Annotated in this window: 10 protein-coding genes and 5 pseudogenes; 7 read left to right on the top strand and 8 right to left on the bottom strand. The window is 68.3% G+C overall.

Annotation, left to right across the window (positions count from 1 at the left end; genetic code table 11):
* Positions 1 to 11: 11 nt before the first annotated feature.
* The 3 genes and pseudogenes from VXC91_RS13400 (at position 12) to VXC91_RS13390 (ending at position 4,942) form a co-directional block, all read left to right on the top strand.
* Entirely contained in the window at positions 12 to 743 is a 732-nt protein-coding gene (locus tag VXC91_RS13400; protein WP_329507375.1) for a hypothetical protein, read from the top strand.
* 78 nt (positions 744 to 821) lie between these two features.
* A pseudogene (locus VXC91_RS13395) lies at positions 822 to 2,605 on the top strand (S8 family serine peptidase); the annotation flags it as partial.
* A gap of 486 nt (positions 2,606 to 3,091) precedes the next feature.
* Complete coding sequence (locus VXC91_RS13390; RefSeq protein ID WP_329507406.1) at positions 3,092 to 4,942, top strand: PA domain-containing protein; 1,851 nt, start codon at positions 3,092 to 3,094, stop codon at positions 4,940 to 4,942.
* A gap of 376 nt (positions 4,943 to 5,318) precedes the next feature.
* Here VXC91_RS13390 and VXC91_RS13385 read toward each other — a convergent pair whose 3' ends face one another.
* Together VXC91_RS13385 and VXC91_RS13380 are read right to left on the bottom strand one after the other, a co-directional pair.
* On the bottom strand, positions 5,319 to 6,227 hold the full coding sequence (locus VXC91_RS13385; RefSeq protein WP_329507374.1) for a COG4705 family protein: 909 nt from the start codon (positions 6,225 to 6,227) through the stop codon (positions 5,319 to 5,321).
* A gap of 90 nt (positions 6,228 to 6,317) precedes the next feature.
* Complete coding sequence (locus VXC91_RS13380) at positions 6,318 to 6,755, bottom strand: amidase family protein (RefSeq protein WP_329507373.1); 438 nt, start codon at positions 6,753 to 6,755, stop codon at positions 6,318 to 6,320.
* 78 nt (positions 6,756 to 6,833) lie between these two features.
* Here VXC91_RS13380 and VXC91_RS13375 point away from each other — a divergent pair, with 78 nt between their 5' ends.
* Positions 6,834 to 7,316, top strand: coding sequence for a MarR family winged helix-turn-helix transcriptional regulator (locus VXC91_RS13375; protein WP_329507372.1), 483 nt, complete (start codon positions 6,834 to 6,836; stop codon positions 7,314 to 7,316).
* 484 nt (positions 7,317 to 7,800) lie between these two features.
* On the opposite strand, the gene VXC91_RS13370 is transcribed toward VXC91_RS13375, so the two are convergent.
* A complete protein-coding gene (locus tag VXC91_RS13370) occupies positions 7,801 to 8,217 on the bottom strand; it encodes a VOC family protein (RefSeq protein WP_329507371.1) in 417 nt (138 codons plus the stop codon).
* Between the two features lie 201 nt (positions 8,218 to 8,418).
* On the opposite strand from VXC91_RS13370, the gene VXC91_RS13365 reads away from it, so the two are divergent.
* Positions 8,419 to 8,715, top strand: a complete 297-nt coding sequence (locus tag VXC91_RS13365) for a zinc ribbon domain-containing protein (protein ID WP_329507370.1) — start codon at positions 8,419 to 8,421, stop codon at positions 8,713 to 8,715.
* A gap of 107 nt (positions 8,716 to 8,822) precedes the next feature.
* Here VXC91_RS13365 and VXC91_RS13360 read toward each other — a convergent pair whose 3' ends face one another.
* The 4 genes and pseudogenes from VXC91_RS13360 to VXC91_RS13345 form a co-directional block, all read right to left on the bottom strand.
* Positions 8,823 to 9,236 carry a ricin-type beta-trefoil lectin domain protein gene (locus VXC91_RS13360; RefSeq protein ID WP_329507405.1) on the bottom strand — a complete coding sequence of 138 codons (414 nt, stop codon included), beginning with the start codon at positions 9,234 to 9,236 and terminating at the stop codon, positions 8,823 to 8,825.
* Positions 9,237 to 9,239: 3 nt separating this feature from the next.
* A pseudogene (locus VXC91_RS13355) lies at positions 9,240 to 10,517 on the bottom strand (alginate lyase family protein); the annotation flags it as partial.
* A 44-nt stretch (positions 10,518 to 10,561) separates the two neighbouring features.
* A complete protein-coding gene (locus VXC91_RS13350; protein ID WP_329507369.1) occupies positions 10,562 to 11,971 on the bottom strand; it encodes a ricin-type beta-trefoil lectin domain protein in 1,410 nt (469 codons plus the stop codon).
* A gap of 809 nt (positions 11,972 to 12,780) precedes the next feature.
* Positions 12,781 to 13,893 (bottom strand): ricin-type beta-trefoil lectin domain protein, encoded by a 1,113-nt coding sequence (locus tag VXC91_RS13345; protein ID WP_329507368.1) that lies wholly within the window; start codon positions 13,891 to 13,893, stop codon positions 12,781 to 12,783.
* Between the two features lie 171 nt (positions 13,894 to 14,064).
* Between VXC91_RS13345 and VXC91_RS13340 the strand changes: the two are divergent.
* Positions 14,065 to 14,292 (top strand): annotated as a pseudogene (locus tag VXC91_RS13340) (dihydrofolate reductase family protein); the annotation flags it as partial.
* A 93-nt stretch (positions 14,293 to 14,385) separates the two neighbouring features.
* On the opposite strand, the pseudogene tnpA reads toward VXC91_RS13340, so the two are convergent.
* A pseudogene (gene tnpA, locus VXC91_RS13335) lies at positions 14,386 to 14,643 on the bottom strand (IS200/IS605 family transposase); the annotation flags it as partial.
* Between the two features lie 23 nt (positions 14,644 to 14,666).
* Between tnpA and VXC91_RS13330 the strand changes: the two are divergent.
* Positions 14,667 to 15,143, top strand: a pseudogene (locus VXC91_RS13330) (RNA-guided endonuclease TnpB family protein); the annotation flags it as partial.

Here is a 15,143-nt window from a genome sequence, read left to right as displayed (position 1 = left end):
TGCTCGACGACATGTCCGTGCTGCGTGACGCGGCACAGGAGTACCGGGCGGCGGCGACGGCCGCGGGCCTCACCTGGCCCCAGGCCGCCGCCCCGCCCGGGGCTTCGACTCCGCTTGTGCCTCCGCCGGACCTGGTCCACCGGCTCTTCGACGTGGACCACGTCGCCGAGCAGGTGACCTGGCTCCATTCCCAGGGATGGGGCTCGCGACGGCTGCTGCCCAACGGCGGCTGGCTGCTCCCCTGGCCCACCGCCACCGACGCGGGCGAGGCGCTCGACAACCTGTCCCTCTCGGTCGGCACCCCGTTCCCCTGGCGGCATCAGCTGCCGCTGTTCCACTTTGAGTTCCTCATCTACACGTTGGTGCTGGCGGGCGAGCACGAGGGCGAGATCTGGCGCTACGAGATCGCCCCGGACGCCTGGGACGCGGTCCGGGCAGCCACCAGCCTGGCCGCACTGTTCACCGAATGGACGAAGGGATTCGCCGCCGGCGTGGTCCACTACGACCACCCCAACGGCTGCCTCCTCGTCGGCGAACGTGACCGCGGGGACGTGGAGGCGCTCATGGTGCGAACTGCCGCCCTCGACCCCCTCGCCTTCCCGGTGTCCATGCCGGACCATCCGCTGCTGAGGGAGCGCCAGGCCGAGTGCGGGGTCGACATGAGCTGCCTCGACCGGGGCCCCGAGATCATGGAGGAGCTGATGGAGCAGGCCGACACCATCCGCGCCCAACTCGGGGTGTGAGGACCGCCCGGGGGCCGGTCGGCGGCGGACGCCACGGAGGAGGCCCGCACGGCGAGGGCGGCCGCCAGGAGCTTGGTCATGGACCCCGAAGACGCGAGCTGCCGGGGACGATCGCCTCGGCGGCATCCTCCACGAGTACGAACATGCTGCGTGACCCGGGCAGATGAGGTTTTCGGCAGAGGCAACGCTGCCGCGCGGGGTGAGCGCTGCCGCTCTGCCTGCGGTCGTCGCTGGCGCATCTGTGCCATGCCCAATAGCGACACCTTTCAGGTATGGCTGACCGGAAGCAAACACCGCATGATCAGCGGATATTACCCCCGCAAACACGGCGGTGAATTCACATTGCCTCATATATCCTCTCGCAGAGGACAGCTGACGGCGCTTGGCATCACGGCGGCCATGTTGTCCCTTTCGGTCACGACATCCGCGGACGCGCAGGCCGCACGACAGGTGGAGAGCTCGGCGTCGGCCGGTGCGTCCGGGCCAGCCGCGGCAGCGGCCCAGCAGTCCCGCCCGCGTACCGTCACCCTGATCACCGGTGACAAGGTTGTGGTCACGCCCGCCGGAGGCGCCGGCACCGTGACAGTGAGAGGTCCGCACGGTGAGCCCATCGCCGCGCACACCGACAAGGTCGGCAAGGACCTGTATGTGTACCCCGATTCGGCCGCGCCGTACGTCTCCGCCGGACTCCTCGACAAGGAACTCTTCAACGTCACCGGGTTGGTGGCCGACGGCTACGACGACGCCCGGGTGAGCCATCTGCCGCTCATCGTCACCTACACCCGCGGTGCTACCGCCCGCACACAGGCCGCACCACGCGGTGCGACCCGGGTCCGTACCCTTTCCAGCATCAACGGTGCAGCCCTCACCGAGGAGCACGGCAAGGCAGCCGAGTTCTGGTCGGCGATCACCTCCAAGGTGAGCGCGTCCGCGGTGGCCCGCAGCAACACCCTCCTCGCCTCGCCCGCCCCCAAGCCCACCCTGGCCGGCGGTATCTCCAAGGTCTGGCTGGACGGCAAGGCCAAAGCGACCCTCGCCGACTCGACCGCGCAGATCGGCGCACCCGAGGTGTGGAAGGGCGGCAATACCGGTCAGGGTGTGGACGTCGCCGTGCTGGACACCGGCGTCGACGACGGTCACCCCGACCTGGTGGGCCAGGTCGCCGAGGCGACCAGCTTCGTACCCGACCTGGACCCCGGCGACGGTGGCGGTCCTCAGGGACAGGCGACCGCCGAGACGGACACCGTGGACCGCCACGGCCACGGCACCCATGTGGCCTCGACCATCGCCGGTACCGGTGCTGCCTCCGGCGGCAAGGAAAAGGGCGTCGCTCCCGGCGTCCGGCTGCATGTGGGCAAGGTCCTCAACGACTCCGGTCAGGGGCAGGAATCCTGGATCCTGGCCGGTATGGAGTGGGCCGCCCGGACGGCGCACGCCAAGGTCATCAGCATGAGCCTGGGCGGTAGCCCCACCGACGGGTCCGACCCACTCAGCCAGGCCGTCAACCAGCTCAGCGCCGAGACCGGCGCGCTGTTCACCATCGCCGCGGGCAACTCGGGTCCGAACGCGAAGACGGTCGCCGCGCCCGGCGCAGCGGACGCGGCACTGACCGTCGGTGCCGTCGACGGCAACGACCAACTGGCGATTTCTCGAGCCGCGGCCCGCGCTGGTCGGACAGTGCGGTCAAGCCGGAGATCACCGGCCCCGGCGTCGACATCCTCGCCGCCCGCTCGCGGTACGCCGGCGGCACGGGCGACTACACCACGATGAGCGGCACCTCGATGGCCACTCCGCATGTCGCCGGAGCCGCCGCGCTGCTTGCCGCGGAGCACCCTGACTGGACCGGCCGGCAGATCAAGGACGCCCTGGTCAGCACCTCCAAGCCGACCCCGGACTACACCTCCTTCCAGGCGGGTGCCGGCCGCGTGGACATCGCCGCCGCCACCAAGTCCACCCTGTACGCCACCGGTACGGTCTCCCTGGGCGAGCACACCTGGCCCGCCGACCCCGGCGCGACGGTCGACAAGACGGTGACGTACACCAACGTCGGCGACGCCCCGGTGGCGTTGGACCTCGCGGTCTCGGCTCCGAAGGCCCCGGCCGGCCTGTTCACCCTGTCGCAGGACAAGGTCACCGTCCCGGCGCACGGAACCAGCACGGTCACCGTGACCGCGAACGTCGACAAGGCCGCCCGGGGGACGACCTACGACGCACGCATCGACGCCTCGGCGGCAGGCGTCCGCCTCGCCCACACCGCCATCGGCTTCGCCACCGCCAACCAGACGTTCAAGCTGACGGTCGTGTCCAAGGACCGGTCGGACGCGCTCTACACGGGTCCCGGAACGCTCATGGGAGCGTCCGACGAAACCTCCGACCCCTTTGTGAACAACTGGAACATCAGCTTCGACTTCGACTCGCCCGGCGTTCTGACGCTCCAACTCCCGGCCGGAACCTGGTCGCTGGGTCAGTGGATGCAGGTCGAGGGCAGTCATGGTCCGCAGTCCCGCGGACGCGCCCTGGTCGCGGTGCCGCAGTTCGACCTGAACCGTGACACCACCATCGTGCTCAGCGCTGCCAAGGCGCGCCAGATGAAGCTGCTGACGCCTCGGGAGTCCAGGAGCAGCGCGCTTCGGGTCGACTACACGCGTGCCTTCACGGACGCCGGCAACCAGGTGATGTCCTTCCTCGTGCCACGCACGGAGGACAGCCTCTGGGCGGTGCCGACCGGGAAGGTGACCGAGGGAACCTTCGACGTGCGCACCCGGTGGCGCAACGAGCAGCCCGCACTGAAGATCTCCATGGGCGGCACGGCGTTCGACGACATGCTGGTACGGCGCGGGACGAAGCCCCTGTCGAAGGGATCGCACCGACTGAAGCCCGTGTACGTGGGCCAGGGTGCCGCGGCGGACTACCAGGGACGTGACGTCCGCGGCAAGGCCGTCGTGGTCGACCGCAACGACACGGTGGGGCTGTCCGAGCAGGCGGCCACCGCAGCGTCGGCCGGAGCCGCGCTGTTGCTCGTCGTCAACGACGGCCCCGGGCCCGTGGAGCCGCTGGCCTTCGACAGCATCGCGCCGATAAACATCGCGACACTGGGCCAGGAGGATGGCCGCCGCCTGATCTCACAGGCCACCGAGTCCGGCACCGCACTGGACGTGTACTCCAACCCGACCACCGAGTACCTGTACGACGTGGTACGGAAGTACCACAACCAGATCCCGACGGATCTCGCGTACCGACCGGACACCGGCGACCTGGCCCGGGTCGACATGTCCTTCCGCAACTACCGTCCCGCCCAGGCGACGGACTTCCGCTACGACGTGTATCCGGAGTCCGATTGGTGGGCCATCGGATGGCCGGAGATTCCGGGGCAGGGCCAGGGCAATCGCACCGACTACGTGTCCCCCGACGTGCAGTTCCGGGAGAGCGCGATGGTGACCGGTGAGACCCGGGTCATCGCCGCGGACAAGCACTACAGTGCGGGGAGCCGCACGGCGGCGAACTGGTTCTCGCCTATCCAGAGGCCGCGTGTCTCGTACGGCAACACGATGCTGTCCCGCCAAGACGACGCCCTCTTCGCGTTCGTCGCCGGATGGGGCGACGCGGGCGCCGACCGCATGGGCTACGCCTCCGATCCCGGCGTCCAGGCGAAAACGTCGATCTACCAGGGCGACACCCTGCTCGCCCAGTCGCCCGACTACTACGCCTCCGCGACCGGGCTGAAGCCCGAGCGGCTTCCGTACCGGATCGTCTCGGAGTTCTCCCGGGGCACGTGGGCGAGCCCCTACTCCACCCGCACCCGAACAGTGTGGGACTTCACGTCCGCGGCCGGTCAGCAGTATCAGAACCTGCCTCTGCCGCTGGTGCAGCTCGACTACGACGTCAACACGGACTTCTCGGGCAAGGCGAGCCGCGACGCGGCGTTCACCATCAAGCCGGCCAAGCCTTCCGGTCAGTGGCCGAAGGCCTACGCGGAGCTGCCCCCGGCCGCCTTCCAGGACGGGACCCTGCAGCTGTCCTACGACGACGGCGCCACCTGGCATCCGGCGCACCTGACCCGGACACCCGACGGCCGCGGCTGGCGCACCGAGCTGAACGCCCCCGAGGGCGCCCGCTTCGTCACCCTGCGGGCAGGCGCCCGTGACTCCGACGGCAACGCCGTGGAGCAGACCATCGTCCGAGCCTTCGGACTGAAGTGACGTCTGCGCACCACCGCTGAGAAAGGAGCGCAGCCGCCGGGGGCGGGGCCACGACACGGTCCCGCCCCCGGGGCCTGTGCGACTACGTCTGTGGGCTGCGCGGCCCGCCGTCTCGGCGACCCTCGAGCGGGACAGTCGCGAGAGCCCGGCCGAGGAGCCGGCCTGGCTGCCGCCGAGAACGCCCGGCTGTTTCACCAGGGAGGTGAAGTGAGGCCCCACCGCTGGGACTTCATCTCCGACAGCCGCGCCGACTCCGGCGTCAAGCGGTTGTGCCGGGTGCTGGGCCCGTCCCGCTCCGGCCGACATGAAATCCGGTGTCCACTCCCGGGGATGAACCTCACCGGGCACGCTCCGCCTGCATAGAGGTGTCCGAGCATCAACCCGCCCGCCGGCCGACCGGCTCCTGCTTCGTGCCCTGCCCGGCGGACGCTTTCCGCTCCCGCACCTGAGCGTGGGCCATCAGACCGAACAGAATGGCCAGCAGCACCGCGGACGAACCCACCGTGCCGAGGTCCAGGCCGCCCTTGGCGACGGGCTTGGTCAGGAAGTCGCCCGCTGTGGCACCCAGCGGGCGGGTGAGTACGAAGGCAATCCAGAACAACAGTACGTTCGGCACAGCCGGCACCTTCATCAGTGCCACCAGCACGGCCAGGCCCCCGGTCACCAGGAGCGCGCCGCCCCCGTAGCCGAGGCCGGAGCTGTCGGACAGAAAGTCTCCCATCGACGTGCCGAGCGTGTTGGACACGAGGATTGCCGACCAGAACAGCACCTCTCCCCGGAAAGTAACGATGTCGCGGATTTGGAAGGTCATGCCGCTCAACTTCCAGACCAGGAAGATCACCAGCAGGATCCAGACGAGGATTGCGGCTCCCGCCGGATAGCCCAATCCAAGGCCCTGCGGACCCCAGCCCAGCGAACTTGCCCCGCTGGAAAGGTACTGGGCACTCGCGTCCCGGTTCATGAAATCGGACATCGTGGTGCCGGCCATGCTGGTCGACAGGATCACGGTCCAGTAGAAGAACGGGTGGTAACGGTGCGACCGCAACTGAACCACCAGCGTCACCACGAAGGCCAGGAATAGCGCGATCGTGGTGAGGAAGTAGCCGATCTGCAGCGTCTGCGCGAAGAGGTCTCCGCCCGTCTCGCCCAACGTCGTCGCGGCGATCTTCATGACCCAGAAGGCCAGAGTGACCTCGGGCAGTTTCTTCATCGCCGGCTTTCTCGCTCCAGCTGTCGTCGCGCCCGCCGCACTGCGGTCGGTGAGGATGCTCGGCCGCTCCACCATCGACTGCTCCTGTCTGGTCGTACGGCAGGGTGCCGGCTCCCCGCGGAAAGGAGTTGACACCCCCTGTAAACATCCAACCACAAAGAGTGATCAAACCGACTGATGACGACCGGCGCATCGCTGTACGGGAAGCCCGGCGCTGGACAGGGCCGCCACCTGCGCTTCGAATGCCGCGCGCGCCTTCGCTCCGACCTGCTCCAGGTAGGGCCCGTCGGGCACGCCGAGCACTGGGGGCTTCCGCTCGGTGTCCCGCACTGGCTGCCAGCCGTCGCACAGCACGGCTGCTGCCACCGCCGCTGCCGAGAGCGTCGCGGCGAAGACCCCGATGGTGTCGAGGGTCGGCGCATTGGCGATCACGCCGTCGATCGGAATCCGACGGGCAGTCGGCTTGAACCCCACGACACTCGGCGCCAAGGCGCTGCTCATCGCCTCATAGCCCTGCACGGCACGACCACCCTCGTCATCCGACGTGATGTCTCCGTAGCTGTCGATCCCGATGACCAGCGGGTGCCACCCGTACGTTTCCACAGCGCAGCCCTGAGTAATTGACGCGTCAAGCATATGCCATATACTTGACGCGTCAATCAGCGAGTGAACATGGGAACCATGGACACAACAACGCCGAGCATCGGACCCGCACAGCGGCGCCTCACGGCCAGGCAGCTCACGATGTGGCGCTCCCTCATGGACACAATGGAGGAGCTGAGCCGGCGGCTGACCGCGCAACTCCAACAGGTCGGCCTGTCCAGAGGCGACTATCTGGTGATGCTCACGCTCAGTGAGGCTGCAAGGCACCACCTGCGCTCTTCCGAGCTCGCCGACGCCATCGGCTGGCAGCGCAGCCGACTGTCGCACCACCTTGGCCGCATGGAGCGTCGACGACTCGTCCGCCGCGAGGAGTGTCCCACGGACAGCCGGGGCACGGTCGTCGCGATCACCGATGAAGGACTGCGGTCCTTCCGACTGGCCTCAGCACCACACCTGCGGGCCGTCAAGCACTACTTCGCGGACGCGCTCACCGAGCAACAGCTCGAAGAGCTCGAAAGCATCCTCGACGCCGTGCGCGCCCGCCTCGCCGATCCAGACTAGTAGACGAGCTTGCCGGCGGAGGTGTCCATGGCATCAGTTGTCCCGAGGATGGCCACATCGTGACCCGAAGTGCGAGTTCGCCACCATCCCCTCGCCAGCGATCGGACGCCGTTGCGTACCCGGCCACCCCCAACTGCGACTGACCAAGACCGGCGTCCGCCCGGGCGCGGATCGCCACGATTCCGGCGTCCCCGGGCGCGACCAACCGCCGGGGCTGGACCTCCCAGGCAGGACGGGTCTCCCAGGGATGCCGGCGGCCCTCACCAGTCAGGGCAGCCCGGCGGCTCCGCAAGACTGACGGCGGCGCATGGCGCCAACGCCGCCGGACGTCTGAGCCGGCCCCGTTCGGCGTCGCGTACGACGTATGCGGCGCGATCACGAGAGCCGTCTTGTACGTGCCGGGCTGCGTGATGTCCGGAGCATTCGCGTCGACGGTCACGGTGACCGCGGCACTGGCACCCGGTGCGATCGTGAGCGTCTTCCACTAACCCTTGGGAGTGATCATGTAGTTGGACGGTGCCAGGGTGCGCAGGACGTCGAACTCGTTGCCCTCGGGGTCGGTCATGACCACCCAGCTCCGGCCAGGGCCCTGGCCCACGTCCACCTTGGCGGCGCCGAGGCCAAGCAGCCTGGCCACCTCGTCGTCAGTACTGCCGTCGATCGGGCTGACGTCCAGGTGGAGCCGGTTCTTCACCGTCTTGTCCTCGGGCACCCGGATAAACAGCAGGGTGGGCGGCATCTGGCGGGCCCGGACCTCCTCGACGGTAGGCTCCCAGGAGCCGATCTCGACCTTGCCCTCGCTCCGGTCGATCACCTTGAAGCCCAGGACCGCGCACCAGAAGGCCGCGAGCCGCTCCGGATCGTGGCAGTCGACAACCAACTCGGTGAACCTACTCGTCATGACTCCCCCAGACAGTCGCGGACGGGGCAGCCTATGGGGTCGCCCCACCCGTCCGTCAAGTCCGGGATCGCACCTCGCGGTCGGCCGGATGGCCGACGAGATCCCGCACGGCAAGTACTGGAAGGCGGCCGCCTGCCCACCGGTCCAGATGAAGCCGCGGTTCTGGTGGCCGAGAGCGTCGTTCACCGTAACCCACGCCGGGTGCGGCCTTCTGCAGGCCGCACCCGGCGCATTGACGCCACGTATCTCCTGGCCGGGCTCCTGTGCTGCGGCGTCTGCAACCGGCGCATGGAGTCCCACTGGACCCACCACCGTCCCGGCTACCGCTGCCGCCTGGGCCACGCCAGCGCCACCCACCCCGAACCCGGCCCCACCCCCAACACCTGCCTGCCCGAGGACCATGTTCTGCCGCGCCGGCCCGCCCTACTGCTCCGCCTCACCGGCACGCACGGAGACACGCCGACGGCTCTGATCGCCGTTGCGGCACCGCCCTGGTGACGCTCTTGCACCGACGCCGGTTGCCGTACTTCACCGGCGGACAGACCGCTGCGTTCCGGTCCGGAACTTCCACACGGGCACGGTCGGTGTTACCCGGCCGCGTCAGATCACGTCGGCAGGGTCCACCGTTGATTCGCGGTGCCGGTGCAGGACCAGATCTGCAGCCGGGTCCCGTTGGCGGAACTCTGCCCGGTGGCGTCCAGGCACTTGCCGGACGCCGGGTTCACCAGCGCGCCGTTCGTCTGGGGCTGCCACTGCTGGGCACCGGTGCCGTTGCACGAGTACAACTGGATCTTGGTGCCGTTGGCCGTTCCGGCGGCGGTGACGTCCATGCACTTGCCGAGGGCCCGCAGGGATCCGTCACTGGAGACGGTCCACTGCTGGGCCGCGGTGCCGTTGCAGTCCCAGAGCTGGATGGCGGTGCCGTCGGCGCTGTTGACACCGGCGACATCAACGCACTTGCCGCCGATACCGGTGATCGGGCCAGTCGGGGGCGGTGGTGGCGGTGTGCCGGAGGCCACGTAGGGGTTGTCGGCGTTGGTCAGGGTCTCCCAGGCGACGAAGAGGTCGTTGGTGCCTTGCGGGCGGTGCGACTCCGTGTACGACTGGGTGTTGGCCATCGCATAGCCGTACCGGTTGTGCATGGCGTTGAAGCCGGGCTCGGTGATCGGGCCCAGACCGCGGTTGACCCCGTTGGTGGCCGGGGTCGGGCAGAGCCAGGACGGGACCGCGGCACCGTTCTCGTACGTGCTCTGGAAGCCCAGCGCCTGCCGCAGCCGCTCACCGACCTGCGGGTACAGGTCCTGGCCCTGGATCAGCGCCGTCTCGGCGACATGCGAGATCGCGGAGATTCCGTACCCGGTGTGGGTGAAGTCGCGGCAGGTCTCCTGGGTGAGGCCGGTGACGAAGGTCGACTGGCCCTGCCAGTAGTTGATGATCTCCTGCGAGGTGTCCAGGCCGCTGCCGGGCACCGTCTTTGGGAGGGAACCGTCCGAGGACAGGTAGATATAGGCCGGGACCCGGTTCAGGTAACGGCCGATGGCCTTGTCGTAGCTGACAGGGTCCTCGATGAAGATGGAGATGCCGACGGCCGCCTCCATCATCGACAGTTCCCAGTTGCCGTTGCTGTTGGATCCGTTGATGACCTCGGGGAGGTAGACGTTGCGCAGCATCGTGGTGAAACGGCTGACGTCCGAGGAGGACCAGCCGGTGTAGGTGTAGCGGATGATCTCGGCGGCCCGGGGCCACACCGAACCCGCCCAGCCGGTCTGCAGCGGGGCGTTGCTGTTCGTGTGGTCGGTGATCACTGCCGACCACGCGTTCATCAGCTCGATGGCCTTGTCGGCGTACCGGCTGTCGCGGGTGATGTACCAGATCAGCGCGTCGGTGTAGGCCGCGATGGCGTCCTGCCGCTCGTCGGTACAGCCGTAGTTGGGGTTGGAGTAGGAGCCGCATTCGACGACCGACCGCGGCTTGGGGACCCGCGACAGGGAGGCATAGGAGCTGGACGTCATCTGCTGGTAGGCCGATGCCCATGGCTGGGCGCCGGCCAGGACCTGGGTGCGCACGTAGTCCAGCTGGGATCTGCTCACCATCACGCCGGGGTGGGTGAAGGTGGTGGGAGCGGCGGCGACCGCCGCCTCGGTGGTGGGAGCGGCGGCGACCGCCACCTTGGTGGTGGCGGTGCCCTGCGCGGCGGCCGGCCCGGCGAGGGTGCCGGAGAGCAGGGCCGCCGCGGCCACGAGTGTTCCGGGAAGCACGGTCGCGGCGCGGATCCGCCGCAGGAGCTGACGCAGTTGCATGGCAGGTTTCGCCCTTCGGACTGGTCTTGCCGGTGCGGAACGGGTTAGGCGGGGAGATTCCACTTCTGGTTGGCGTTGCCGCTGCAGGACCATATCTGGGACTGGGTACCGGGCGTGGTGGACCAGTCGGTGTCGTCGAGGCACTTGCCCGACTGCGGGTTGAGCAGCGAGCCGTTGGCCTGCGGGACCCATACCTGAGCGCCGGTGCCGTTGCAGTCGTACAGCTGCACCTTGATGCCGTTGGCGGTGCCGCCACCCGGGACGTCCAGGCACTTCCCGAGCACCTGGAGGGTGTGGTCGGCGTCGTTGACCGTCCAGTTCTGCGCGTTCGTGCCGTTGCAGGTGTAGACCTGGATCGGGTTGCCGTTGGCCGTGGAGGCGGCCCTGTCGTCGAGGCAGAGGCCCGCATAGCCGGTGATCCGACCGGTGTGGGTGGTGCCACCGCCGCCATCGTCGCTGATGCCGTTGAAGATGCCGGCGAACTGGTAGGGGCTCTGCGGGGTGCCGCTGCAGCTGTCGGACAGCGTGCCGTTGGTCGCACAGGCCTTGTCACGGCCCAGGGCCCAGTAACCGATCTGCTGGATTCCCTTGGACTTGGCGAAGTTGGTGAGCGTGGTGGCGTTGCCCGTCGTGAAGATCTCGTTGCGCGAGTCGTTCACGCCGATCATGGGGGTGTTGCCCTCCATGGCCCACAACTCGTCGGAGGTCTTCGTGGTCCAGATGTTCGCCAACTGGGTGTGGAGTGCGTTGGCGGCGCTGACGGCGGCCGCACCCATGTCGGAGACGTTCTGGTAGTAGTCCATGGTCATGATGTTGACCAGGTTGACGTTCACGTTGCGGGACTTGGCGTTGTTGACCAGGCTCAGCCCGTCCCCGTCGAGACCGTCGGGGTTCGTCGGCAGCGTGTAGTCGATGTCCAGCTTCCGGCCGGCGGCCGCGGCAGCCGCCTGGAGGTTCGCGAGGGCCTGGTTGCGGCGGTCGTTGGCGGCGGTGTCCTTGAGCGGCGCTCCCTCGATGTCGAAGTCGAGCCGGGTGAGGTTGAGCGCGTCGATGACCCGCTGGTACTGGGCCTGCAGCGCCGACACACTGCCGCAGGCCTGGGCGAGCTCGGTGCCGGCGGCGCCGCCGAAGGAAGCGATGACGTCGCCGCCGGAGGCCCGCAGGTTGTTGATCGCGGTGCTCCAGCCGGCGTCGTTGATCGACACGTTGCCGTTGAAGGTGGCGTTACAGGTGCCGTCGCTGAGGACGAACGCGAGGTGGAAGTGCTTGACGCCGGTGGCAGCCTGGGCGTTCGCCATCGCGGACGGGGAGTTCCAGGTCTCCACCCAGGGCGCGACGTACTGAGCGGGGAAGCCGGGACCGGGGTTGGCTGCTGCCTGGGCGTCAGGGGCGGCACTGAGCAGGGACACCGACGCCAGGAAACCGACGAGGGGGGACAGATGTCTGATACGCATGGGCCATCCAACTGGGAATGGTGCGAGACCGGTTGAGGGGGAAGAAGGGCGGCCGAGCAGCGCGAAGTCAACTACCGAAGAAAGCAACACGCAAGAGAACCGACAGGAAAGGTTCCTGTCGTCATTGGCCTCGACTTCTTGACACGACCACGCGATCCCGCCGGCGATGTAGCTTCACGAGGTTGTGACACAGAAGCCGTTCTGACTCCTTGACGCCTTGCTGCATACGGGAGTTGAATGCGCGGCGGCCGAGCAGCGCAAAGGGAACCAGCGGTTTGGCACCATCGCCGCTGGTTCCCGCCCCCATTCACGGTTCCGCAGCCACGACAGTCCGGGCAGCACATTCGCCGGGAACCGATGGAGCAGGGCCGCCGGAATGGCCCGGTACTGGGGCACCGACGCATCCGCGGCGAACGACTCGTCGCGGGATGAAGGTACTGCCTCCGCCGTCTGGGAGATCCTCCAGCAGGCTGGGATCGGCCTGGCGCCCTGGCGCACGTGCATCACCCGGCCGGCTTCACGGCAGGTCCGCCCGGCTCACATCAGCCACGACGCGTACCCTCGCCCGAATGTGGCCGGCCGAGACCACCCCCCAGCACTGGCAGGTTCGCCAGTGGTGCCATGACGTGCGCGAAGAGCGGTAGGCGTGCACCGACAGAGACCCGGCCCCGCAGCACCCCGGGCACACGAGGCCCGGCCGGGCCCGATGGGCCCGGCCGGTAGTGATGCGGCTGCCCGAGCGGGAGCACCGGATCCGCGGGCCCCCACCCGCGTTCACGACTCCGGCAGCCGGGAGCCGCAGCAGTGGTTCAAGAAGGCAGTGTCCACTGCTGGTTGACGGTGCCGGCGCAGCTCCAGATCTGCAGCCGAGTCCCGTTGGCCGAACTGGGTCCGGTCGCGTCCAGGCACTTTCCGGAGTGCGGGTTGACCAGCCCGCTGCCGGACTTCTGCCACACCTGCGCGCCGGTGCCGTTGCAGTCGTAGAGCTGGACCTTGGTGCCGTTGGCGGTGCCGGCGCCGGTGACGTCCATGCACTTGCCGAGCCCTCGCAGGGTCCCGTCGCTGCCCACCGTCCAGTTCTGGGCGTTGGTGCCGTTGCAGTCGTACAGCTGGACCGCGGTGCCGTTGGCGGTGCCGGCGCCGGCGATGTCCACGCACTTGCCGACGTACCCGGACCGGATCGGCCCGGTGGCGTCCCCAGGGGGAGGCGTGCCGGTGTCGCCGACCCAGTTCGTTGCCGCGGCCGTGCCCACCGCGTCGATGCTGGTGTTGCTCTCCACCGGGTTGGGCACCTGACCGGGGAAGACGATGAAGGTCACCGGGCCGTCGGTGCCCCCGGTGGCCGGGTTCGGGTCGATGCCGAGCGCGGAGGCCAGCGCGTACGAACCCTCGCCGATGATGTTGTCCGGGCCCTCGTCGGCGAACGTGGCGTAGGCGACCTTGCCGTTGTAGACCACGGCCGCCACGCTGCCCGGGGAGATGCCCGCGGACTGGTAGTTGAACCGGCTGCTGGGCAGGGGAATCACGTAGTAGCGCGTCGTCTCGGAGCTGAACGGCTGCCCGTTGGAGGTCTCGAAGGATGTCTGCGGCTGGTACCAGGGGTCGGTCGAGGCGTTGCAATGGGTGGTGCTGACACCGTCGCAGTCGATGTCCATGTCCGCTGTCCAGGTGTACGCGGAACCGTTCTTGCAGATCTGCACGGTGGACGCGCCGCCGTCGTCGGTGGCGTACTTGCCGTTGGACGCGGGTGTGCAGTTCTGTGCCTTGGAGAGCAGCTGGGCCGCGCTCGGGCCCGCGGCTGCCGCCGTCGTGACGGCTCCGGCAGCGTTGGGCGCGGTCGCACCGATGCCGACGGCCGCGGCGCATGTGGCCGCGGCGATGCCCAGAGCCGCGAAGCGCAGGCGAAAGCGAATACGGGGCACGGTTCACCTCTTCTGGATCGTCCGAAGACAGTGGGTGTGGGGGCGGCCACCAAACCGATAGGAAACCTTACTGACACATACCTGTCAACAATGGCGCCGTGTGGAATACCGCGACTCCGGTGGCGGCGGAGAACGAGGCACCACGAGGGCGGCGATCCCTCCTTGGCCCATAACGACGTGCCGTTGCGCTCGCACGGCAACCTGTCGATGAACCGGGCACTGATGGCCGCCGGTCTGGTCGACCGCGTCCAGGTGACGCTCCTCCCTGTGATCATCGGTCAGACCGGGCTGGAGCCGATCTTCCAAGGTGCGGCCGACTTCGACCTCGATCTGATCGAGGGCCGGACGCTCGACGGCCACGTCCAAGAGCTCATCCACCAGCCCACCCTGCGTTTCTGAATTCATCCATGCGCCCCACACGTCAAACAGCCGAACCTGACCGGAAGGTCCCACAGACCGACATGCCGACCGGTCAACCGGGTAATCGTAGAAGTTGACCAGCTTGGAGAGCTGAACTTTGGGCGGGTAGTGCACGAGCAGTTGGACGTGGTCGTGTTCCCCGTTGAGCTGTTTCAGCTCGGCCTCGAAGTCGGTGCAGACCTCCCGCATGATCTCTTCGGTGCGGGTCAGCATGGCGTCGGTGAACGCCTTCCGCCTGCATTTGGTGACGAAAACCAAGTGAACGTGCAGGGTGTAGACAACATGGCGACCGGTTCTGACATCGGGATCAGGGTTCCAGCGCGGTGACATGAACCAACGCTAGGCTTTCGATTGTGAGTCAAGACACCCTGGCAAAGCGGCAGTTCGGGCACCGTGCCCGGCTTGCGCTGTCTCCTGCCGGGGTTCGCGCGGCGGATGATCAGGCGCACGCGGCCCGCACGATGTGGAACCTGCTGCACGCGTGGTGGCGGATGATGCCGAAGGAAATGCGGACTCTCGCGAACGCGGACGCCGCGATCCGCCAGGCCCGCGAGGACATCGACTTCCTCGCCGTCCTGCCCGCGCAGGCCGCGCAAGCGGTGCTCAAGACGTACTTCCGGGCGTGGAAGAACTGCTGGGAGGGCCGCGCCGACGCCCCGAACTTCAAGGGCCGCCTCCGCACGGTGATGTCCGTGGACATTCCGCAGGGCCGGGACCTGAACATCACCCGCGTGCACCGCCGGTGGGGCATGGTCAACATTCCCAAGGTGGGCCGGGTCCGGTTCCGCTGGACCAAGGCGCTGCCCGTGGGCAAGCACACCACCACAAAG

The organism is Streptomyces chiangmaiensis (assembly GCF_036281785.1).
GTDB lineage: Bacteria > Actinomycetota > Actinomycetes > Streptomycetales > Streptomycetaceae > Streptomyces > Streptomyces chiangmaiensis.
Note: the sequence above shows the minus strand (reverse complement) of the source record. Positions and strands in the feature narration are given on the sequence as shown.

What these genes read in the sequence shown, in the direction of transcription:
- VXC91_RS13400 (WP_329507375.1), top strand. Translation starts at nt 12, where the DNA reads ATGTCCGTGCTGCGTGACGCGGCACAGGAGTACCGGGCGGCGGCGACG.
- VXC91_RS13390 (WP_329507406.1), top strand. Translation starts at nt 3,092, where the DNA reads ATGGGAGCGTCCGACGAAACCTCCGACCCCTTTGTGAACAACTGGAAC.
- VXC91_RS13385 (WP_329507374.1), bottom strand. Translation starts at nt 6,227, where the DNA reads ATGGTGGAGCGGCCGAGCATCCTCACCGACCGCAGTGCGGCGGGCGCG.
- VXC91_RS13375 (WP_329507372.1), top strand. Translation starts at nt 6,834, where the DNA reads ATGGACACAACAACGCCGAGCATCGGACCCGCACAGCGGCGCCTCACG.
- VXC91_RS13370 (WP_329507371.1), bottom strand. Translation starts at nt 8,217, where the DNA reads ATGACGAGTAGGTTCACCGAGTTGGTTGTCGACTGCCACGATCCGGAG.
- VXC91_RS13350 (WP_329507369.1), bottom strand. Translation starts at nt 11,971, where the DNA reads ATGCGTATCAGACATCTGTCCCCCCTCGTCGGTTTCCTGGCGTCGGTG.